Genomic DNA, 20,609 nt, shown 5'->3' with positions numbered 1-20,609 from the left:
TTAGCATGCATAGCAAGCCGATTGGACATTACTCTCCTTATCAAACGGTACCGCTTTCCGATGGCACATTTATATTCATTTCAGGTCAGGTAGCCGTAGATAGTGATGGCAATACGATTGGATCGAATATTGGTGAGCAAGCAGTGGCCGTCTTTGAAAATCTTAAGGCTATCCTCGAGGCGTGTGGCGGCACTATCTCGGATCTGGTCAAGGTGACGATATTCCTTAGGTCTATGGCCGATTTCGAAGCATTCAATACCGTAAGAAATCGCTACTTTGATCAGCATCGGCCGGCGAGCACATTAGTAGAAGTCAGTGCACTGGCTGTTGAAGGACATCATGTCGAGATAGAAGGCGTGGCATATGTTCGGCGCTAGGATCGATGTATATGGCTCATTAAATCTGGATAACATCTTGTATGTTGAAGATCGATTTGGGGTTGAGGAGGCAACACGCGTAGTGAAGCGTGAGGTATGTCATGGCGGACACGGGGCCAACGTGGCAAAGGCCATTGTGGAAAATGGCCATGAAAGCGTCAGCTTAATATCGATGGTTGGCCAAGATGATGCCGGCGTTGCTCTACTGCAATCTCTTACTAAAACCCGTATTAATACCGAACGGGTTGCTGTGGACCCGATACTGCCAACTGGCCGGGTAGACATAATCGCCTATGCAGATAAGCGGAATTTATTGCTTTTCTCTAATGAGATATCAAGAAGCGAAAATTTTATTGAGCATGTGAGGAGCAGCTGGAAAGATGGGGCCGACATGTCGGTTATATTCGACTTGCCAACCGATTTGATGCTCTGGTTAATCGATAGGCTGGATCTTTCTCGTGCTGTATTGTGCCTAAACTCATTCAGTGCTCGCATCATTTCATTGCTCCCACCTTCAAAGTGGCCTAAATACGTCATTGCCAATATCGCAGAATTCAATGTGTCTGGTATATCGAGTGTACCTAAAGATAGCCAGGTAATTGTGACGTGCGGTAGCCAGGGGGTCAGGGTCTTGAACTCTGAAGGTGAAGCATTTTTTGAAGCCCCTTCAATCCCTGAGATTGTCGACACTATTGGTGCCGGAGATGCGTTTTCCGGTGCATTTGTTGCGGCAATGCAGCAAGGGCAAGCAATAGAATATGCTGTCAAATCGGCAATCAATTACTGTTCAAGAACTTTATCTATCCATGGGGCAAGGCAGTGACTCTGGATTCTCTGACTAATCATCCCCGAAAGTTGGAAATATTCAGCACGGATCCCTATTTTCGCGATGTCGTCGACGATATTGCTGAATTGGAGATAACAGACCTCAGCACCCTTAAGAGCTTTGTCCCCGTAATATTTCGTCCAGATAGTTTAATTACTGGGCATGCATTCGATGTGCTAGCTGCACTTGAGCGCGATGGCTATCGTTGTATTTGGGGAGATCGAATTCAATACAATCGATATACGATCCGCGAGTGCTGGAAATATCAGCTAAATGTTGCGACTAGAGAGCGAATCGATGCAATGGATTTGCTTTTGGACGGGTTGCCAGCATTTTATGCGCTCATGATTTGCAATGGCGCCGATAGCGATAAGCGTGGTGGTTTGCCGACACTGTTATCGAAACGAAAAGGCACAAGCAGTCCGACCACCCGTCAACCAGGAGATCTGCGACATTCTCTTTCGCGAGTGCAGGAGTCGGTACTTACTTTTATTCATATCCCAGATGAGTCTCTAGACTTTATTCGTGAGATGGGGATTTTTTTTCCATCAAATGTTAGGCGGAAAATACTTTCATTAAACAGTGCTGGTCGTTTTGATATCAAATGGGCGCTCCGCACTGTATTTTATGATAGTCCAAAGCATTCTTTAGCGTACAAAGATGCAAAAAGAGAAATTTTGGAAAGTTTGGCGCTAGATGATGTTTGTCATATACAGAATTTATTTTCAGCGCTTGAGGATGGAAAGATCAACTGGTTAAAACTTATTTCCGATGTTGAGCGTCTGCTTGGGCCAATGTCAAGAATGCACAAGATCGCCATTGCTGCACGATTCGCTAGTACACATTTCGCTAACGCTAAGCCGGTTATTGAGGACTGCCTAGTATGATGTCAATTCAGCCACTACGGCCTTTTTCCGCGGCACGAGTAGCAGCCGAACCAGAAGATAAAATTTGGTATAACACCGAACAGCGGAAATCAGTCGTTGTTTTGATACAGCCTTTTCTGTGGGAGGCTGCGGTTAAAAACAGAACAAAATTCACAGAAAGCCTAGCGTTGGCGTATTTGTCGGGGGCGCTCAAAAAGGCTGGTTTCGAATTTGAATGTATCAACGCCGAGATGGAGGTGCTTTCCGATGAGAAAGTCGTCGAAAGAGCCCTATCGATTGAAGATATTGCACTTGTCGGTATTTCTTGCAAGTCTGAGCGCTCCTATCGGCATGCCAAAAATATTGCAAAGCTGATTAAGCAAAATCGGCCAGATATTCATATTGCCATTGGCGGCATGATAGCCAGCAGCGCTGACGAGCTGGTACTTGCCGATTGCGAATATCTGGACACTGCATGCCGTGGAGAGGGAGAGTACCTCATCACCGAACTCGCCTATAAAATACTTTATGAGCAAGGCGTAAGCAGCATTCAGGGAGTGACTTTTCGCTCTAATGGCAAGATCATACGTAACCCATCCCGCAAACGCCTTGCAAATATCGATAATTTGCCGACGCCATTCCGCAGCGATTTCGAGTTCAAGGTAAAAAATAATCAAGACGTTTTTCCGTCTGCATACATGATGACCTCTCGCGGCTGCTTCGCATCATGTACGTTTTGCTCCATCCATCAAATCTATGGCGATCATAATGTCGTTCGGCGGAGTCCGCTCGATATTGTCAATGAAATGAAGTCGCTCATTGAAAATTATGGAGTACGCCGTTTTTCCTTTGTCGATGATTTATTCATTATGCCTTCGAACAAAGGACTGCGCTGGTTGGATGATTTTATCGGCGTGCTCGATCGCGAGAAAATTGACGTAAAATTTTACGCGGAAGTACGAGCGAATACAGTAAAACATGATCTCATTAGAAAACTGCAAGCGGTCGGCCTTTCCCATATCTTTATCGGAATTGAATCCGGTGTGCAGGCCATATTGGATAGGTGGCAGAAGGAGATCACAGTTGCTGAAAACGAGCAGGCAATCAATGAGCTTGAGCTAGCGGCTTTTCCGAAGGACAGTATTAATTTTGGGTATATTATGTTTGACCCGGAAATGACCTTTGAAGAGCTGAGGCAGAATTATGCCTGGTTACGTCAATCCGGTTTTGCCAAGGTCCAGCATCTTCAAAATAAGATGAATGTTTATTATGGTACGGAGGCATACAACCGTCTGGCCAAATCGTCCGATACGCCGCCTCCTGCACTTGGTGAAAGGTGGCGATATAAATTTCTAGATGGACGTGTACAAGTCTTTGAAGAAGCGTTTAGAAAATTCCATGTAAACCTGCAGGATAATAGCCTTGAAGAGTATGTGGCTGCGCAAGAAGAGTATCGCAGAGAGTCCAAAATATTTTTCGATATCTATGGAGATTGCCTGGAATATCGACTCTATCATGAAATCATGACTTTCCTGCATCATTCTGAGCGGCAATTATATTATCACTATTTTGATGAGTGCCTGCGTTGGCTCGCGGAAACGACGACTCTGGATGTGAGTGCATATCTAGATTTCGAATCCAGTGTTCGGGCCAAGATCTCATATAGGCTTGATGAATTACTTCTGGCATCCCGTTGTTTCAAGACTATTGTTAATCAGCGGCAATTAAAAGATGTAGAGACAGATTCATTCCCCGTGTTTGCACCCTTCCAGGACCATGAATTTGTTATTGAAAATTTTCAGTCTCCGTCGGCGAAAGATAGATATGAATCAAACGTGCGATTTGTTGGCATTAAACAAGCAGCAAGTGGAAATTTCCACGCTATTGTCCCGCATTGACTGGAATGATCTGCATGGGGCATACAATATATGCGAAGAAATTGCTGATCGATTGGTTGCTGAAGATGGTGCCCTGCTGAAAGTTTTCCTGCGTAATCTTGTTGAGCAAGAAGCGCTGCGTTCCCAATGCGAGCGGTTTAATTTATTTACTAAACTTGTGTTGTTAAAGGCGCCCAATGGAGCAAAAGTTCGTCTTCATCTTTTCGAAACTGAAGTAAAAGAGTTTCACAATCATCGTGCGCCTTTTTACTCGAGATTGCTGAGTGGGGAGTATGTGCATAAATTGTATGGCAATATTGAGTCCAGTGCTGATGGTGAAATAAAAAAGATGGAATTGCCTCCAGTTTTCATGCACAAATATACGAAAAATAGTGCCTATATATTGCCGTCAAGTTTCATACATTCGACAGAAGCTACCGTATTCCCCTCTGTTTCTCTCATGATACAAGGGCCGGCCGATCGTGAGTATTTGCAAATCTATAATTGTGATACGGGAGAGGTTCGTACCCGATATGGATGGGCGGTCACTTCTGAAATACAAGAAGGTGGCGAAATGCGGGTTGGTGACATGATTGAAGATATCACAGAAAAAATTGAGGTGGCCCTTGGCTGGAGAGCTTAAATCGCTGGTGGCCGAGGTCCAACTATGCTCGGCGATTATCACGCTTGGCCCGATGAAAGTGCGGGTTTGGTATACGCAGGAATACGCTTGCTCGTTAGATTTTTTCTGCCGCTGTGAGCACGTTTCTGATTCGCATGCCAGTGAAGTGGATTATGAGGTGTATCTGATAAGACGCTCAGCGCTCAGCGAGGAGACTGTCCGAAGGTTAGAGTCGCTTTCAGGGGAAACATTCCGCGATAAACGACTACGCGAGGGATTTTATCTTTCATTGCATTTTGGTCCGCCTGTGATTCGTCTGGTTGACTCCAAGTTTAAAGAATTCTTGTATTGTGGTGACTTCCCTCCGTCATTCATTTGGACTTACGTCACAAAATTTTTGTGCTCAATATATGCCATAGCTCACAATTTGATACACATAAAGGGCGCGCTTGCCAAGCTGCAAAATGGCAGTGGTGTATTACTCATCGGGAAAGGGAGTGGTGGAAAATCCTTCCTTCTAAAACATCTTTGTGACTCAGGCGCTCGCTTCCTGGCAAATACCCATGTTTTCCTGGATGGAAATTTTGGAATAGGCGTGGATACTGTCATACGTGTACGGAAAGGGGGCATCTATGACGAAATTATCGATAGTGGAGCCGCCAAGCCCTTCTTCGTCCGAGATCAATTTTCCATAAAACCGGAAGAAATATTTTTGATGGAGCGCAATCCAGTAAAGATATCAAAGGTGTTTGTCTGCGATTATTCTGGAAAACGCACAGAGGCATGTAGTATCCAGTCAGAGGATCTATATGCTGTTCTGAAGGATTTTGCTCATCCTGTAGGAACTTATGGGATGAAGGATGACTACTATGAGGCGCTCGGACAGGATATGAGGACCTATAGTACATTCATTTCGTCTGAATATAAAAAACTTCTAAATTTTTCTCTGCATACGAATGGTTTTTATATCGACTTCCCATTGAGAATCAAGTCGGAGTACCATCGACTAATGGAAGAACTAGGCTTGGAGTTTGATAAAATGACCGACTTCGTGAGGTTGTGATGACAAATAATGCTAATAATTTCTTGGGTTTAAAATTAACACACGATGGCTCGGTCGCACTCGTTCGTAATGGAAAGCTGGATTTCTGCTGGGAAGCCGAAAAAGTTGATGGGAATCGCAGATATGCTAATATTCCCGATTTGGAGCTCATGTTCCGAGTCTTGCGGCAGGAGGCTGTTGATATAGGTGACGTGGATGTGCTGTCTATCGATGGCTGGCGCAAACAGCATCGTAAGCAAGCACTGTTTGGCGAACCAATTGAATTTGATATTAACTCTTACATTAATCATTTTCCGAATACACTGGATCCATTTGACCCTGTGAATGGGAAAATTAAAGAATATCCGTTCGAAAGTTACGCACATTATATAAATCATGTATCCGTTGCCTATTTTTTAAGCCCTCACGCAAAAGCGCAGCCTGACCGAACTGTGCATGTGCTTGTATGGGATGGCGCAATGATGCCGGCAATGTACAAGGTTGACCCGGTAAAAAAATCGATAGAATTTGAATGTTTTCTATTTTTACTGTTGGGGGATGCGTATCACGAATTCGCACAGCATTTCTGGCCATTCGATGGCGGATTGGAGTGGCCGGCGACGCTTTCCATTCCCGGAAAGCTGATGGCATACACGGCGCTAGGAAAAGTTTCCAAGCCTGCCGTCCAGCAGTACGAGGAAATTTATGAATCAATATTCAAAGAAGCGATTCATACGGAGTTTGAAAGTAGGCAGCGCATTAAGCTTCTGATTCAGCAGGCCGTTCAGCTGCCCCTTATCGATCAAGATGCATTGGCGAGTTGGCATGAGTTCTTAGGGAAAAAGCTATGCCGTTCTGTCGAAGAGTATTTTTCTTCTCAGGCAGAACAAGATGCCGTGTTGCTCCTGGCCGGTGGCTGTGCTCTGAATATTAAGTGGAATACCGAGCTCTGCAAGGTTCCTGGCGTTGGCACTGTCTGGGTGCCTCCCGTTCCAAACGATGCAGGAAACGCGATTGGTGCCTGTCTCACGGCCAAAGCGGCTCGAGGAGATTTCAGCGCAGTCGCTTGGAGCGTCTTCTCTGGCCCGGAGATTATTCTCCCTGAGGAAGTGCCTGCGGGCTGGAAAAAGCAGCCGTGTTCTGTCGCGGAGCTCGCCATGCTCCTCGCATCGGGAGAGATTGTTGTATGTCTGACAGGACGCGCTGAGATTGGTCCGAGAGCGCTTGGCCATCGAAGTATCCTTGCGAGTCCTTTTGTAAAAGGTATGAAGGATAGATTGAATCTGATAAAAAAGCGTGAAAGCTATCGGCCAATTTCTCCGATGTGCCGGGAGGAGGCTGTCTTCAAGTACTTTGATGGGCCGACCTTAAGTGAATATATGCTGTTTGAAATGGATGTCCGCAGTGAATACGGCGAATTGCTTGCGGAGGCTTGCCATGTTGATGGAACCGCTCGAGTTCAATCTGTCAACGAGCAATTTGAACCGAAATTATTTCAGCTTCTTACCGAGTTTGAAAAACATACCGGCTACCCAATACTGTGTAATACAAGTGCCAATGATAATGGTACAGGTTTTTTTGGGAAAATTACAGACTGCATGAATTGGGGCAGAGTCGGGAAAATTTGGGATGGTGATGCTCTTTACACCAGAGAGAGTGAGTGGCAATGACGGATGTTAATATTCTAATTTCCGATGCGTTGCGAGGAATCGAACGAATAGGTTTAGATATTCTTTCTCCGGTGGTGATGGCGGAGAAAGAGTCGAGTGAACTTGTTTCAAATTTGGATCTCGCCATTGATGAATTCCTGAAACAGGCTTTGCCTGCTATTCGTCCTATCCCGTACATCAGCGAGGAAACGATCGACGGTGTGCAGAGTGCCGAGATGGAAGACATTCGCGATTTTTGGCTAGTCGATCCATTAGATGGAACAGTGAATGCCGTTCATGGGCTTCAGTACTTCAGTACGTCGGTTAGTCTTATCCTCGATAACCGTGTCGAGGCTGCGGCCGTTCTTAACATCCCGACAGGTGACATATTTTCCGCTACTCGTGGAGGCGGATTGGTAAAAAATGGCCAGCGGGTAACCATCCGAAAGAACCCCAGTAAAATTATTATGGCGACTGGTTTCGCCCATGACAAACGTTTGCATGCACTTCAAATCGAAGTGATGCGGCGTGTTTTGCCGAAGATCGATGATTTTCGCCGTTTGGCGTCGCCATGCCTCGACTTGGCCTTCGTGGCAGAAGGTGTGCTGTCTGGTTCATTCGAGTTCCTTAAGGCATGGGACTTCTGTGCAGGATCGCTCTTTCTTGATGAGGTTGGATTAACTCATAACCAGTCTGGGTTATTCCATCTGTCAGAACTTAATCGGCAGCATTGGTTTGTATGCGGCACTGCAGATATGGTCTGTTTAGTAACCAATATTTATGATGAGATAAGAAATGACCCATGTAGTGCTTGAGGGGTGCATTAATTGCAAATACACCACTTGTGTGGATGTGTGCCCGGTTAATTGCTTTCATGAGGGCCCCAATATGCTGGTGATTGACCCATTGGAGTGCGTTAATTGCGGAATTTGTATCCCAGAATGTCCTACGCAAGCCATTGTGCCGGAAAAGCTTTTGCAGGAACAAGAACAGCACATGTTGGAATTTAATAGAAAGTATGCAGGTATTTGGCCGGTAATCGACTCGATGAAACCGGCGATGCTCGATGCGGAAAAATGGGCGGGGTATGCCGATAAAGCACATCTTATCGAGTTCTGAGCCATCCACTTTGCCTGCATGCGGCACTGAGTTGCGCGAGAAGACATTGGTGCTGGTGCGCTGGTTTGACTCCGCCATACTCCAAACATTGGTGGATAGGTTTCTGGATCTTCAGGTTCTGCAAAGAGCCTGAAAAACAGGCTCTCTCATCTGCAAGCGGTGCCGCTACGTTGATCTTCAGTCTAAAATCGAATTACCAAAAAAATCCTTCATATCCTTTTCTGAAAGATTGTCGCCTTCAAAATTGACGATTTTATTCATTATGTCTGTTACAGCATTGATCTTTCCAATTAAAAAATGTCTCAAAGCGACATAATCGTTCTGTAGATTGGCAAGAGAGTTGACAGGTTGAGAGAGTGTGTCGTCAATAAATTTTATGAATGAATCTATATCAAAAGCCGTGGTTTTTAATTTGCCAATGATAATTAAAAATGTTTTCGCGAAATCGGAATGTAATGGTTTACGGAGTCTGCTTATATTATAGGCTTTTACACTAAAAGCAGTTGTAAACTTGCTGCTTGGCTTGTAGTGATTTCTTTCGGTTTTGTCACATAGAATCATCGCCTTGAGTAGGAAGTGACATCTTGTTGTTTCATATACAAAAAGAAGATATTGCAATACAATGGATAAAGTGCTGAACAACCGGAAGTCCTCATGCCCTAATGCCTCATCTGGGAGGTGCTCCTGGTTTTCTTCCTTCAAAGTCGAGGAGAATAGATTATCAATGAGTATATATGGGGCAGGGCATGCCTCACTCTTTCCAATTAACAGCTTGTTATCCTTTATGTACTGAATCATAAACTCTTGGTCGACATGTTCAGTAAAATCGATGCCGTTGTTGAGCATGTGACCAAGTAAGTGCATGATTCCTCTTGAGTACTTGAATGCAGCGGAATAGCGCTTGTCAATTTCAAAACTGTCTATGCCTTTATTTATTAGACCGCTTTTGAAGAAAAAATATGTCGGTGCCGATACCAGCGCAAAATTTAATATGTAATATTCCGCATAGGTAAGCTTTGAGGAAAGCCCAAGTGTGTTCTTAACGGTGGAAAAAATATTTAATATTTCAGGTTTGGATTTTATGATGCTCCTTAATGAATCCAAATTGATTTCCATTCCGAGCCGTTCATCACTATATTTGCATTTTTCATACAATATTCTATATTTGCCATTTTTAACGTATAATGAACCGCCCTCCAGTATTGGAACCCCATCTGTGTCCAAATAGTCCGAAGGTATGTTGATCAGGAGTGCTAAGTTTTTATTAAGATATTCATATTCAATCGGATACAGCGTTTTCTTTGATTCTTTCATGTAGGGCCCCATTGTTAAATTCGTACACTCTATCTGCCGAATCTATCGTTTCCTGACGATGCGCAATAATAATTCTTGTGGTGTTCATCTTTTTAATGGCCAAATTTACCTTTTCTTCTATGGCTATATCCAGATGACTGGTGGCCTCGTCTAAAATTAGAATTTTTGGCTTATGATATAAGGCTCTGGCAAGTAGGAATCGCTGCTTTTGCCCGCCTGATATTGATGTGGCACCTTCGCTTATTGTTGAGTCAAATTTCATGGGCAGCGAGTCGACAAAGCGATCGATAGAAGCTGCTTTGCAGCACTCCAGTACAAAATCTTCGTCACAATCGGCATTGAAAAAAGTTATGTTGTCCCTGATTGATCCTAAGAATAAGTGGTCGTGTTGCATCACGGTACCCACAAGTTGCCTTAAGTTGTTCAGGGGGAGTCGCTCGAAATTTATGTTTCCTAGCGAGATTTGGCCCTTGGTTGGTTTCAAAATTCCGCATAGTAGTTTTGCCAATGTGGATTTGCCACACCCCGTTTCGCCGACAATTGCCACGGACTCGCCTGGTCTGATTGTCAAGTTAAGTCCGCTGATAATAAATTTATCCTTCTCGCTGTATCTAAACCAAAGATCTTTAATCTCAATTCCGATATTTTTACCAGTTGCAACTGGAAAATCGCTTTTTAGAGAATTGTCCTCTATATCTGTTAGCAAAATATCGGCAACTCTATCCTTGTGAACTTTTAGTAAGATTAGTTCGATTAGACGGTCGCTTATAGAGGATGACCTGGCGCACAGCAGTTGTGCATAAGTGAGGCAGACAAAAAGCATCCCGACTGATATTTGTTTTGTTACAATTAATGTCCCGCCAATATAAATAATGAAAGTGATACAGATCCCATTAGCAAAAGTGGCGAACATGGTTATATTGTTTTGCAGCTGATTTTTTTTATACAGTGCATTAAACGATTCAGTGGCTCTGTTATACCACAAGCTTAATCTGAAGCCCTGTTTGTTGAATAACTTTACTGCCTGTATGCCCCTGACTGTTTCTAGGAAATGGCTCTGCTGCTTCGCTGTTCTTGCTACATATTCTTCGGTAAATTCAAGAAGCTTTGGCCCATTGATGTACCGGAATATGAAATTGGATAAAATGCAAAAGAAACAAAAAGCTGCAAACTGAGCTTGTATGTACATAAGAACTATGAGCGATGTAATTGACATGATGGAGTCAATCAATATTTCAACTAAATGTAGCGACAATGTTTTTTGTATGACATCAAGAGAGTTAAGTCGGGATGCGACATCACCAATCTGGCGTGAATCGAAATACGACATTGGAAGTCGAAGAAGATGGGATTGCAGATTAGACATCAGCGTCAAGCTCATGTTTGTATTGAGCTTGTTTACAATAAATTGCCTTGAACCTAAAAAAACCACTTGTGCTATAACCAAGCCCATCATCACACTTGCGATCAATTCAATACTAGCGCTTGGTGAATAATTGATGCTAGCATCAATGATTTTTTTTATACCTTGAGGCATTGCTAGCATTGTAATTTCTAGAAAAGCTGCCAAAAAAATGATTTTGCACAAATCGGCAACATTTGAATTATCCAATTTCAGTAATTTGAAAATAGATAGCTTTGGGAAATCTTTGGCTTCAAATTGATTGGATGGCGTGCACTCTAATGCAATCCCAGTAAAGGATCGTGAAAACTCTTCTTCGTCTAGTTGCTCTTTGCCGAAGGCGGGATTGTGAATGGTGTACTTTTTGTTTTCTACTTTTGTCAAAACGACGTAATGATCAAGATTCCAATGAAGGACAGCCGGAAGTTTTATATGGTTTATTTTTTCTAAATTTACTCGGACGGCTCTGCTAGTTAAATCCAGATCATTTGCAATTTCGATGAGTTGGGTTAGTGAGGCACCTCTCATTGAAATCTCATACATCTTTCTTGCATTTGACAGCGTATGATTCCGACCATAGTGAGCAGCAATCATCAGCAAGCAAGCTAAACCGCACTCGGTTGCTTCCGATTGCAATATTAGTGGGGTTTTGTTGTGCACAGTGGGTTAACCTAATACTAGATAGAGAAGCCAGATAAGCAACAGCGCAGTGGCCGTGCTAAGTATCATGATCCTGTTGGTGGATATGGAACCTGAGCAGAGAGGTTTTCCAATATGCCGTTCGCGGTATCCTACTAATGCCTCATGCCTGAATTTCATATTTTTTACTTACCAACTTTCGCTCGAAAATAAATTTTGTATGTTTATTAGCTTTTTCTTCTGAAATGTTAATATTTTTCTCGGCAAGATACTCATGCATGCACATCGCATCGTCCACAAGCTCGAGTGCATGCAAGATGAGAGAAAAATCTTTGTTTACTGATGCAAAAGGTGCGGGGTTGTTTAAATAAAGTGTGCCGGATATGAAGCTGATACTTGCTTTTTTTGAAATGACATACATTCTTTTGTTATCAGGAAAATTTTCTCCAAGTTCAGGAAGGTAGGTCAGTCTCCAGAAATACCGTGCTTTATCTATTAATTTGTCGAGCTGCCATTTTTTGTTTTCGTAAGATATTTCTCTTAATGCCTCAGTGGTATATTGATTTAATACATTTACATTCTTAATGAATTTTCTTGCTTGCTTTAATTTCCACTTGGCTCTAGTTTGCGTGCCGCCAAGGCTGGCCATGTATCCACTAAATGCATCATCCAGCAGTGAACTTGCAGTCAATATAGCAGAATCATAATCTTCCTCGGCGCAGAGACCATCAATGTCTTCTAGATGATTAGCTATGTTCCAAATATAAAATTCACTGACTCTTTTATCAAAGTCAACCCAGTCGATTATTTCTGTCAAACTGTCGCCATACAAGGGAATTGCTGTTTTTATCTTATGGCCAAATTTAATGAGATCATCGTTTAATTTTGCAGAAAATATGCTGTCTATTCGTTTTTCTAGTAATTCTTTTCCGATAAAGCAAACATCTGCTCTGATTCCATTGAAATTTAACTGCTTCCATGCCTCATTCTCTGCTTTGTTTTCAAATTGCACCACTAACAAATCGATATCCGATTTGGAATTGGCATAACCCTCAGCGACTGAGTTTATGAGGAAAACATGGCCATCTTTCTTGAGATCGATGGCTGATTCTTTTATTTTTTCAATATTCATTTTTTTTGAAAAGCATTGCTCGGAACTCCGAGCAATGCCTCTATCAAATGGGCAATTTACTGCTTGGAACGATTCGTACCGCCGTAAATCATCTCCAGATCTTCTGCTGCCAGTTCGATCACATCATCAATTTCCAGAAAATCTTCGTTATTAACGTTCATCATGATTCCTTTTATGGTTTGCCGAAATGGCTGTTTCATATTACAACGGCATATTTAAATTGTCAATCATATGTGGTATGTCGATCGAATTCAATATGCGGTTGTACTTATTAGTGGTTATTGCCGTTGTTGTTGTCTAAGCCGACTTTTCCCGCGAATCGCCCGCTGAGCGAAGTGGGGGCGGTAGGACGAGCTTTTAGGGCTGCGTTAATGACTCAGATAAGGTGGCTCGTGGCGAGTCGACGGTCTGTGAGGGGGGATGTCGAAAACGGCGTAAGGCCGCAAGCTGCTGGAGGCCATGGCAGCAGCATTTAGCGCCGCGGTTTTGTAACGGCGGGCTACATACAGCCACTTCAGCGGGCTTCGACTGTTGTGTTAACCAAAAAATGTAAGCATTTGGTATATCATTATTTTTATAGGGATTTCCTACCATTCCCCACCGGGCTGTCGCTGTTTGTACTTTCCATCGGAGCGAATGCATGCCGTGAATATTGCCGACTTCTCGACCGATGTTCCATCTGCGCCTATACCTTCGTACTTGACGCGTGGCGCGCATGAAGCGAAAGGGATGGGCAATCCGACTGTTTTGCTATTTACCCTGGCGCTGGGTGTGGGGGCGGCCGGCGTGACGGGGTATTTACGTTGGCACTGGCCTGACGCGGCCGTTCTGCTAATCGATGCGCTGGGTTTGTACCTGGGTTTTACCGTGTTGCACGATGCCGTTCACGGTGTCGCGCACGTCAATCGTCTGGCGAGCCGCCTCATGGCAACCGCGATCGGATTTCTGCTGACCTTTACCTATCCCTTCTTCCTGCGCATCCATTTGCGACATCACGCGCATACCAACTGCGCGGGAGCGGACCCGGACGCCATCCTCGCGGCGTTGCCGGCATGGGCCGCGCCTTGGTTGGGCGGGGTCTTGCTGTACGGTAGCTACCATTACAGCTTCTTTAGACAGAAATTGTGGCGCAGCCGGATGGAGTGCGTGGAGGTTGTCCTGTGCGATGCGGCGTACCTGGGTATTCTCGCCGGCGCGATTCACGGCGGCTGGCTGCACGGACTACTCGTTGTGTGGGTGCTGCCGTTGATCCTGACGCTACATTGGCTGGTCTATACCTTCGACTATCTGCCGCATGCGCCGCACGACAGCTCGGCCCGCCTGTACTGCGCGCGCGCTTATGGCGGTCGGTGGCTGGCCGTGCTGCATCTGAACCAGAACTACCATCTGATCCATCATCTCTGGCCTAAGGTGCCATGGTTTCGCTATCGGCAAGTCTACCTGGCGCAGGCCCCGGCACTGGCGAAGTTGGGCTGCCGGGTCGGCTGGAAAGAGAGGCCGCCGTCGTGACCCCGGCCTCCTCATGGCTCTCGGCCAGCGTGCGGTCGACGTAGTCGCGTAGCGCCAGCGCGTAGCTCCAGTTGGCGACGATCGTGCGCAGGCGGCGACTGAATTGACGCGGCTTAGCGAGCGCAAGCGCCAAGGACGCCAGGAAATATCCGCAGCGGCGCGGCCCGCCGCGCGCGATGCCATGGCGTAGGAGCCCGAAGAAGATCGATCCCCACTCCCTGGGCGGGAAATGGTAGTTCGGCGGAGATTCCAGATAGCGCAGCTTGTTCGCCAACCGCCGGTGGATGTTGCGGTCGTCGAGCAGTTCGCGATGCAGCGCGGCCGTGCCGTGCTGGAGCTCTGCCCGGGTCATTTGCAGCGGAATGATGTTGGTGGACATGCCCGCATTGATGAGGGCGCTTTGTACATCGTCCGAGACCAAACGTCCTTCCTTGGCGAGACGTTGGTAGAGCGGCGTGCGCGGCGGTGCCATCAGCATGCCGACCATGGCGAGGACGATGCCGGCGTCGACGATGAAGTCGCGTTGAATGTCGAATATGGACAGATCGTCCGCGTCGAAGCCGACGATGAAGCCCCCGAAAACGTCTATGCCATGGGCGTAGATGGCCCGGATGGCGGTCAGCATGTCGCCCTTGAGATTCTGGGTCTTGCGGGTCTCTGCCAGCGATTGTGCATTGGGGGTTTCGATACCGATGAACAGCCAGGCGAAGTTGGCCAGGCGCAGCAGCGTGAGAACATCCGGGTGGCTCGCCACATTGATGGTGATTTCGCCGCCGAACACGAAAGGGTAGCGATGACGCTGCTGGTATTCGACCAGAAAAGCCAACAGCGCTCGGCATGCCGCCGGGTGTCCGAATAGATTGTCGTCGACGAACACGACGTTGTGCACGCCGCGCAAGCGCATGGCATCCAGTTCGGCTTCGATTTGCTGTAGGTCTTTTTGTCTTGGCTTGCGGCTGAACATCACGATGATGTCGCAAAATTCGCATAGGAAGGGACAGCCACGCGAGTACTGGATGGCTCCGGCGAGATAGCGATCCCACTTGATCAGTTCATGGCGAGGGCAGGGGGAGCCGGCGAGGGGAACGTCGCCGGTTTCGACGTAGACCGACAGCGGGCGTTGCGCGGCGAAGTCCTGGCAGAACGTGGGCCAGACCTGCTCCGCCTCGCCCAGAACCAGGGTGTCCGCGTGCGGACCGTATCGTTCGGGGCACAGCGTGGCGTAGCTTCCGCCCGCCACCACATACCGACCTCGCTGCCGGAACGCATTCAATATTTCGATCTGCCTACCGGATTGAACCGACATGCCGCCCACCGCGACCAGGTCGACGTCGGCATCGAAATCGATCGACTCGATGTTCTCGTCGACCAAGGTCACCTGCCAGTCGCTGGGCGTGAGCGCGGCAAGCGTGGCTAGGCCTAGCGGCGGATTGACCGCCGCGCGGCCGGTGATGACATGCTTGAACACCCAATCGAACGTCCAGAAGCCTTCGGGGAAACGGGGGAGTACCAGCAGCAGACGCACCGGTCGGCTACCGATCCCGCTGAGCGCTTGGTGTTTCACCGTTGTGGCGAGCGGCACGCCGACGCTTCGCCCCTGCTTGCCGCCGCCGGCAACTATCGTCGCTCGCTCGGGTTTGCGGGCACTTCCCTGGGTATCCATATCCAACGCCATCCTCCGGGGTTGCAGGCATCCAAATTAACGCTAGGCCAGCGGCGGGGAGAGGGAAAACCGTCCTTATGGCCAGTACCTAAGAATTAAGCGGAACGGATGACGGACGGAGCCACGGCAGTGACCGGGGGTGGCATTGGCGACGCGAGTGATTAACCCCTTTCAGGGCAGACCGATAATCTCCGCTTGTCGTCGAAAACAAGCATCGACGCGTTTGATCGAAGCCGCGTCCGCTCCCAGCGACTCGAACAAGGGTTTCCAGCGACGGACACCTGCCGCAACCTCGCCGATGATCTGCTCGGCCTTGGACGAGTTAAGCCCAAAGTGGGGGGCTTGTTCGCGCGCGATATCCAGATGGGCATCCAGTTGCTCGCCTATGATGGCCATGCCCATATAGCCAAGATTAGTCAGTTGTGGAACCAGGTCGAACGCGGGAGACAAGGCATAACGATTCTCCCCGGTGTGTAGCACACCGTGGTTTTTGACGTGATCGTCGCTATTGTCGATGGCCATATTGAACACCATACGCCGGAACACTTGTTCCAGATCCGCGACGACCTTGCTGCCATATCGCCGCAATTGGTGTGCAAGTTTCATATAACTGCCTGCATTGGAGTGGTAAGGACTATCGGTAAATGCCGCCGCGGAGAGGTAGTGTATCCGGGCGCCATCCCCGATCTTGCCTGGGCGGTCGAAGCGTCGTAGCAGTAGGGCGTGAATTTTTCCAATGCGCGCCACTTCGAAGTGCGGAACCCGGATCCCACACTTCGCAGCCAGCGACAACGTGCACGCCTCGATCAGTTGGACATCGATCTCATCGTCTTTTGCCGGGAATTTGGCTATCCAAAGTTCATCGTTTCGCACTATCGACGCCTTCGGACGGGCGCCGCCAAGACTTCCTCCCTGGCCTAGCAGTCGCCGCAATGCCGGTGGCGCCTCCATATTGAATTCAAGCGCATGAGCGGCATGTGCCAGTTCTTCGAGGCTGAACGGTTGCAACGCGAGATCGAGTTCGAGAATTTCTTCCTGCTGCGAGGCAAAGACCATGGCACCGACACGGTCGGCATTGGTCTGCAGCAGAACATCCACATCGCTGATCGCCTGCCAGCCGTTTCGTGCTTGAATGACTAGCCGGCCCCAGGCGTCTGGCAGGGCATCTTTCAACGTTAGATTCAGTGCGCCGCCGTCACGGCTACGAGCGGCAGGCAGCGGCAAAATATCGGGCACGAGCGGCAGATAGGCGGGGTTGAGCGCAATGGCGTCATCCAATGCCAGATACTGCCGACCGTAAGCAAATATTCCCTCTTCCAGTACGCCGCGCTGCTGAAGTTTCGCTATGGCGGCCGGCACCGCCTTGCGCCGTCCTGGAAGCAGCATACCTGTGTAGATTGTGCGTTCCATTGTTAGAAGTCCAGGTCCGTACTTGATAGGGTTATGTTCCCGGATCGTACGCGTTTGGCCCGGCGGCCAGCGGCCAATGTGGCAGAAACCGGCGCAACCTCTTTCAGCGTTTCCAGTTGCCCAAGGAGCCAGAGCGCATTCGCGAAGTTACCCAGGCTGGCCGTTGGTTTTCCAGCTTCCAAATCGCGATAGGTATTGATCGCACACAGCATTTTTTCAGCCATCTGGGCAATCGTCAGGTTCTGGCCGATTCTGCTTGCTCGCAGTCGTTCACCCAGCGCCTCCAGTGCTTGTTTTGCCTCCGGGATAACTGTGACGGCGATATTTTTCTTAAGCATGATCAATTTGCTGATAGTTAGTCCTGTTAACGTTCACTATATTGCATATTTTTCGTGATAACAAGAAAGGATGGCGGTGATGCCCTGGTTGGGGGGGCTTGTGGCTTCGCGAAGGGTAATGACGATGGGGGTACTTTGATGCTTGATATCAATATACTAAATTTTATTGCCTGTAAATATCAATATAATGAACAATTTATCGGAATGGGCAGAAGAGGACGACGCATTTCCCGTTGCGGATCGATCCTGCCGGCCGGTGCCGAAAATGCAGGGCTATTACAGCAGCCGATAGCGGCAGCTCAGCGTCAACGTGTCGCCAGGCCTGAGCCAGTGGCCGCCGCGCAGGGCTGGCGCTGTGGCGGCGTGGTTGGCGAAGTCCGGCACGTGGGTGCAGGGCTCCAGACAGAAAAAATCCTGTCCCGCCGGGGTATAGAGCGCTACGAAGCGGCTATCGGCCTGCAGCCGTAGCGCGTGGCTGCCCCAATCGATGTCCGCATGGCGCTGCCAGCCGTAAAAGGTGCTGTCGAGCACGCGCCGGTCCGGCGACCAGCCAAATTGCAGTTGGCGTCGCAAGGCGGATGCCGGTACCGGCCGTAGCGGCAGAATGGCCTCGTCCACCTGCCAGAGCCCGGCGGCGTGGAGGCGGATGCGGCAGTCGGGCGAGCGTGGAAAGTATGGGTGCAAGCCGAGCCCGCAGGGGTGGGACAGCGGGTTGTCTCCGCGCAGGGTCAGCCGCAACGTGTGGCTAAAGCCGGCCTCGTCGAGGGTGATCGCCTGCTCGGCCAGGAAGGGAAACGGCCACTGGCCGCTGTCGACCGTCAACGACAGGATGGCGGCGTGCTCGCCGAGCTGCTCGGCCTGCCAGGGCAGGCGCCAGCCGATGCCATGCAGGCTATGGCGCGCGCCGTCCGGCAAGGTGCGCCATTGGCCGTCGGCATCGGGATAGCGGCCGTGACGCACGCGGCCGCAATGCGGCAGCAGCGGAAAACAGGCCATGCCCTCCACCGCGCTTTGACGCAACGCCTCGGCGCTCGCTGGCCGTAGCCAATGCCGCCGCTGGTCGCCTTGCTGGCTGTAACAGCGAGCGATGCTGCCGCCGATGTTTGGCGCCAGTTCCAGCCGCAGCGCGCCGTGGCGCAGCGTCAGCAGTGGCTCAGCCGCCATATTGCCATGCCGGCATGCCGCGCACCCCTTCGTTGTCCAGTTCGAACAAGCCGCCAGCCAGCGGCTCGCGTGCCAACTGCTCGGCACTCAAGCCGTCACGCGCGCTGGTGACGATCAGCCGATCGAGTCGCGGGCCGGCAAAGGTCAGGCTTGTCGGTTGCGATACCGGCAAGGCGACGCGGCGCAGCAAGCGGCCATCGTCGGCGAAGCGCGAGATACAGCCGGCGCCCCAGTGGGCGACCCATAGTGCGCCTTCGGCATCCACGGTCATGCCGTCGGGAAACCCCTCCGGCTTGCTGAAGCGCTTCCAGACGCGCCGCGGCCCCAGCGTGCCGTCGGCTGCCAACGGATAGGCATAGATGACGCGGCGGGCGGTGTCGCTGTGGTACAGCGTGCGCTGGTCGAGGCTGATCGCCGGGCCGTTGCAGATGCGATATCCGCGGTCGACGGTGTGTAGCACGCCGTCGGCGTCGAGTCGGTACAGACAACCGTCGGAACGGTCGGTGTCGCTGTCGTTCATCGAGCCCGCGAAGATCTGTCCGCCAGGGCCGGCCTTGGCGTCGTTCAGGCGCATGGCCGGGTCATGCGGATGCGGATCGACCAGTCGTTGCAGGCGCCAAGGATCGAGTTGCAGTAGGGCGATGCTGTCTTGCAGACCGACCACCAGACCGCCGGCGGCGCGTTCGATCGCCCAGCCGATCTGCGTCGGTAGCGTCCAGCTATCGAGCGCGCCGCTGTCGAGCGATAGCGCATGGAGCGTGGCCGCGCGGATGTCGACGAAGTACAGCCGGCTATCGCGTTCCGACCATAGCGGCCCCTCGCCCAGCGTGGCTTGGACGTCAAGCAGCAGGCGCGCTCCGGCGCCGTCGCGGGTCAGCGCGCCCATGCCGTCAGGTCCAGCCGGCATCGACGACGAATTCCTGTGCCGTGATCATGCGGCTATCGTCGGCGGTCAAGAAAAGCGCCATGTTGGCGATGTCCTCGCCTTGCAAGCGGCCAGGCAGACATTGGTTGTCGTCCAGCATCCTCTCGCCATTGGCGTCGACCCAAAGCCGCAATTGCTTGTCCGTCATGACCCAGCCCGGCGTCAGGGTGTTGACGCGCACGCCCTGTTTGCCCAGGTCGCGCGCCAACGCGCGAGTCAGGCCGATCATGGCCGACTTGCAGGTTTCGTATACCGGATAGCCGGCGCCTTTGATCTTCCAGCTGATAGAACTGAGATTGACGATGACGCCGGCGCCGGCCGCGGTCATGTCCGCCGCCGCGCACTGGGTCGCGAAGAAATGGGCGCGCAGGTTGATGGCGCTCATCTGCTCGAAATAGTCCAGGGTGACGTCTTGCAGCCGGTGGCGGTCGTCGTTGGCGGCGTTGTTGATCAGCGCCTGGATCGGTCCCAGCGCGGCGCGCGCCTGCTGAAACGCCTGGCGGATCTGCTCGACATCGGTCATGTCGCAGGCCAGGAACAGCGGTCTCGGCCCGACGGCGTCGGCAGCGGCGACGACCTTGTCGGCCGCGGCGGCGTCGCGGCCGGTGAAGGCCACGCGCGCACCCTGTCGGGCGAAGGCCCGCACGAGGTCGGCGCCGATGCCGGAGCTGCCGCCGCTGATGAAGACCGTTTTGCCGGCCAGACTGGGATAGCTAGCGTAGTGTGTCATGCCAA

The 20,609-nt window shown here is 49.8% G+C and carries 19 protein-coding genes; 10 read left to right on the top strand and 9 right to left on the bottom strand.

Translation table 11 applies throughout. The features are described from left to right. The first annotated feature begins 5 nt into the window (after positions 1-5). Genes DFP86_RS09250 through fdxA form a run of 9 tightly spaced genes read left to right on the top strand, consistent with a single transcriptional unit; the run spans position 6 to position 8,378 of the window. Positions 6-377: a RidA family protein gene (locus DFP86_RS09250; protein WP_166642215.1), complete on the top strand. Its 372-nt coding sequence runs from the start codon at positions 6-8 to the stop codon at positions 375-377. Then, positions 364-1,200 carry a carbohydrate kinase family protein gene (locus DFP86_RS09245; protein WP_133680423.1) on the top strand — a complete coding sequence of 279 codons (837 nt, stop codon included), beginning with the start codon at positions 364-366 and terminating at the stop codon, positions 1,198-1,200. The genes DFP86_RS09250 and DFP86_RS09245 overlap by 14 nt, the downstream gene beginning before the upstream one ends. Continuing rightward, the gene (locus DFP86_RS09240) at positions 1,197-2,090 is read left to right on the top strand and encodes a hypothetical protein (RefSeq protein ID WP_133680421.1); all 894 of its coding nucleotides are present in this window, start codon (positions 1,197-1,199) and stop codon (positions 2,088-2,090) included. The genes DFP86_RS09245 and DFP86_RS09240 overlap by 4 nt, the downstream gene beginning before the upstream one ends. Further along, on the top strand, positions 2,087-3,967 hold the full coding sequence (locus tag DFP86_RS09235) for a B12-binding domain-containing radical SAM protein (RefSeq protein ID WP_133680419.1): 1,881 nt from the start codon (positions 2,087-2,089) through the stop codon (positions 3,965-3,967). Before DFP86_RS09240 ends, DFP86_RS09235 begins: the two co-directional genes overlap by 4 nt. Then, on the top strand, positions 3,936-4,589 hold the full coding sequence (locus tag DFP86_RS09230) for a hypothetical protein (RefSeq protein ID WP_166642214.1): 654 nt from the start codon (positions 3,936-3,938) through the stop codon (positions 4,587-4,589). The genes DFP86_RS09235 and DFP86_RS09230 overlap by 32 nt, the downstream gene beginning before the upstream one ends. Beyond that, positions 4,573-5,631, top strand: coding sequence for a hypothetical protein (locus DFP86_RS09225; protein WP_133680415.1), 1,059 nt, complete (start codon positions 4,573-4,575; stop codon positions 5,629-5,631). The genes DFP86_RS09230 and DFP86_RS09225 overlap by 17 nt, the downstream gene beginning before the upstream one ends. Further along, on the top strand, positions 5,631-7,280 hold the full coding sequence (locus DFP86_RS09220) for a carbamoyltransferase C-terminal domain-containing protein (RefSeq protein WP_133680413.1): 1,650 nt from the start codon (positions 5,631-5,633) through the stop codon (positions 7,278-7,280). Before DFP86_RS09225 ends, DFP86_RS09220 begins: the two co-directional genes overlap by 1 nt. After that, positions 7,277-8,074: an inositol monophosphatase family protein gene (locus DFP86_RS09215; protein ID WP_133680411.1), complete on the top strand. Its 798-nt coding sequence runs from the start codon at positions 7,277-7,279 to the stop codon at positions 8,072-8,074. Before DFP86_RS09220 ends, DFP86_RS09215 begins: the two co-directional genes overlap by 4 nt. Beyond that, entirely contained in the window at positions 8,055-8,378 is a 324-nt protein-coding gene (gene fdxA / locus DFP86_RS09210) for a ferredoxin FdxA (RefSeq protein WP_133680409.1), read from the top strand. The genes DFP86_RS09215 and fdxA overlap by 20 nt, the downstream gene beginning before the upstream one ends. A 177-nt stretch (positions 8,379-8,555) precedes the next feature. Here the strand turns inward: fdxA and DFP86_RS09205 are convergent, their stop codons facing one another. The 3 genes from DFP86_RS09205 to DFP86_RS09195 form a co-directional block, all read right to left on the bottom strand. Continuing rightward, the gene (locus tag DFP86_RS09205; RefSeq protein WP_133680407.1) at positions 8,556-9,692 is read right to left on the bottom strand and encodes a hypothetical protein; all 1,137 of its coding nucleotides are present in this window, start codon (positions 9,690-9,692) and stop codon (positions 8,556-8,558) included. Then, positions 9,658-11,754, bottom strand: coding sequence for a peptidase domain-containing ABC transporter (locus DFP86_RS09200; RefSeq protein WP_133680405.1), 2,097 nt, complete (start codon positions 11,752-11,754; stop codon positions 9,658-9,660). Before DFP86_RS09200 ends, DFP86_RS09205 begins: the two co-directional genes overlap by 35 nt. Positions 11,755-11,896: 142 nt before the next feature. After that, complete coding sequence (locus tag DFP86_RS09195) at positions 11,897-12,865, bottom strand: hypothetical protein (RefSeq protein WP_133680403.1); 969 nt, start codon at positions 12,863-12,865, stop codon at positions 11,897-11,899. A gap of 729 nt (positions 12,866-13,594) precedes the next feature. On the opposite strand from DFP86_RS09195, the gene DFP86_RS09190 reads away from it, so the two are divergent. After that, the gene (locus DFP86_RS09190; protein WP_166642213.1) at positions 13,595-14,374 is read left to right on the top strand and encodes a fatty acid desaturase; all 780 of its coding nucleotides are present in this window, start codon (positions 13,595-13,597) and stop codon (positions 14,372-14,374) included. Here the strand turns inward: DFP86_RS09190 and DFP86_RS09185 are convergent. The 6 genes from DFP86_RS09185 to DFP86_RS09160 all read right to left on the bottom strand — a co-directional run bounded on the left by DFP86_RS09185 (position 14,271) and on the right by DFP86_RS09160 (position 20,604). Next, positions 14,271-16,037, bottom strand: coding sequence for a B12-binding domain-containing radical SAM protein (locus DFP86_RS09185; protein ID WP_166642212.1), 1,767 nt, complete (start codon positions 16,035-16,037; stop codon positions 14,271-14,273). The two genes, DFP86_RS09190 and DFP86_RS09185, sit on opposite strands and share 104 nt — an antisense overlap. 171 nt (positions 16,038-16,208) lie before the next feature. Further along, a complete protein-coding gene (locus DFP86_RS09180; RefSeq protein WP_133680397.1) occupies positions 16,209-17,447 on the bottom strand; it encodes a type II toxin-antitoxin system HipA family toxin in 1,239 nt (412 codons plus the stop codon). 2 nt (positions 17,448-17,449) lie between these two features. Continuing rightward, entirely contained in the window at positions 17,450-17,785 is a 336-nt protein-coding gene (locus DFP86_RS09175) for a helix-turn-helix domain-containing protein (protein ID WP_133680395.1), read from the bottom strand. 276 nt (positions 17,786-18,061) lie between these two features. Then, positions 18,062-18,949, bottom strand: coding sequence for an aldose epimerase family protein (locus DFP86_RS09170; protein WP_133680393.1), 888 nt, complete (start codon positions 18,947-18,949; stop codon positions 18,062-18,064). After that, positions 18,939-19,856 carry an SMP-30/gluconolactonase/LRE family protein gene (locus tag DFP86_RS09165; RefSeq protein WP_208108279.1) on the bottom strand — a complete coding sequence of 306 codons (918 nt, stop codon included), beginning with the start codon at positions 19,854-19,856 and terminating at the stop codon, positions 18,939-18,941. The genes DFP86_RS09170 and DFP86_RS09165 overlap by 11 nt, the downstream gene beginning before the upstream one ends. Beyond that, positions 19,840-20,604, bottom strand: coding sequence for an SDR family NAD(P)-dependent oxidoreductase (locus DFP86_RS09160; protein ID WP_133680391.1), 765 nt, complete (start codon positions 20,602-20,604; stop codon positions 19,840-19,842). Before DFP86_RS09160 ends, DFP86_RS09165 begins: the two co-directional genes overlap by 17 nt. Between the last annotated feature and the right edge of the window lie 5 nt (positions 20,605-20,609).

The sequence above is a fragment of the Paludibacterium purpuratum genome (assembly GCF_004363805.1).
GTDB lineage: Bacteria > Pseudomonadota > Gammaproteobacteria > Burkholderiales > Chromobacteriaceae > Paludibacterium > Paludibacterium purpuratum.
Note: the sequence above shows the minus strand (reverse complement) of the source record. Positions and strands in the feature narration are given on the sequence as shown.

What these genes read in the sequence shown, in the direction of transcription:
- DFP86_RS09250 (WP_166642215.1), top strand. Translation starts at nt 6, where the DNA reads ATGCATAGCAAGCCGATTGGACATTACTCTCCTTATCAAACGGTACCG.
- DFP86_RS09245 (WP_133680423.1), top strand. Translation starts at nt 364, where the DNA reads ATGTTCGGCGCTAGGATCGATGTATATGGCTCATTAAATCTGGATAAC.
- DFP86_RS09235 (WP_133680419.1), top strand. Translation starts at nt 2,087, where the DNA reads ATGATGTCAATTCAGCCACTACGGCCTTTTTCCGCGGCACGAGTAGCA.
- DFP86_RS09220 (WP_133680413.1), top strand. Translation starts at nt 5,631, where the DNA reads ATGACAAATAATGCTAATAATTTCTTGGGTTTAAAATTAACACACGAT.
- DFP86_RS09215 (WP_133680411.1), top strand. Translation starts at nt 7,277, where the DNA reads ATGACGGATGTTAATATTCTAATTTCCGATGCGTTGCGAGGAATCGAA.
- fdxA (WP_133680409.1), top strand. Translation starts at nt 8,055, where the DNA reads ATGACCCATGTAGTGCTTGAGGGGTGCATTAATTGCAAATACACCACT.
- DFP86_RS09205 (WP_133680407.1), bottom strand. Translation starts at nt 9,692, where the DNA reads ATGAAAGAATCAAAGAAAACGCTGTATCCGATTGAATATGAATATCTT.
- DFP86_RS09195 (WP_133680403.1), bottom strand. Translation starts at nt 12,865, where the DNA reads ATGAATATTGAAAAAATAAAAGAATCAGCCATCGATCTCAAGAAAGAT.
- DFP86_RS09190 (WP_166642213.1), top strand. Translation starts at nt 13,595, where the DNA reads ATGGGCAATCCGACTGTTTTGCTATTTACCCTGGCGCTGGGTGTGGGG.
- DFP86_RS09185 (WP_166642212.1), bottom strand. Translation starts at nt 16,037, where the DNA reads ATGGATACCCAGGGAAGTGCCCGCAAACCCGAGCGAGCGACGATAGTT.
- DFP86_RS09180 (WP_133680397.1), bottom strand. Translation starts at nt 17,447, where the DNA reads ATGGAACGCACAATCTACACAGGTATGCTGCTTCCAGGACGGCGCAAG.
- DFP86_RS09175 (WP_133680395.1), bottom strand. Translation starts at nt 17,785, where the DNA reads ATGCTTAAGAAAAATATCGCCGTCACAGTTATCCCGGAGGCAAAACAA.
- DFP86_RS09170 (WP_133680393.1), bottom strand. Translation starts at nt 18,949, where the DNA reads ATGGCGGCTGAGCCACTGCTGACGCTGCGCCACGGCGCGCTGCGGCTG.
- DFP86_RS09165 (WP_208108279.1), bottom strand. Translation starts at nt 19,856, where the DNA reads ATGCCGGCTGGACCTGACGGCATGGGCGCGCTGACCCGCGACGGCGCC.
- DFP86_RS09160 (WP_133680391.1), bottom strand. Translation starts at nt 20,604, where the DNA reads ATGACACACTACGCTAGCTATCCCAGTCTGGCCGGCAAAACGGTCTTC.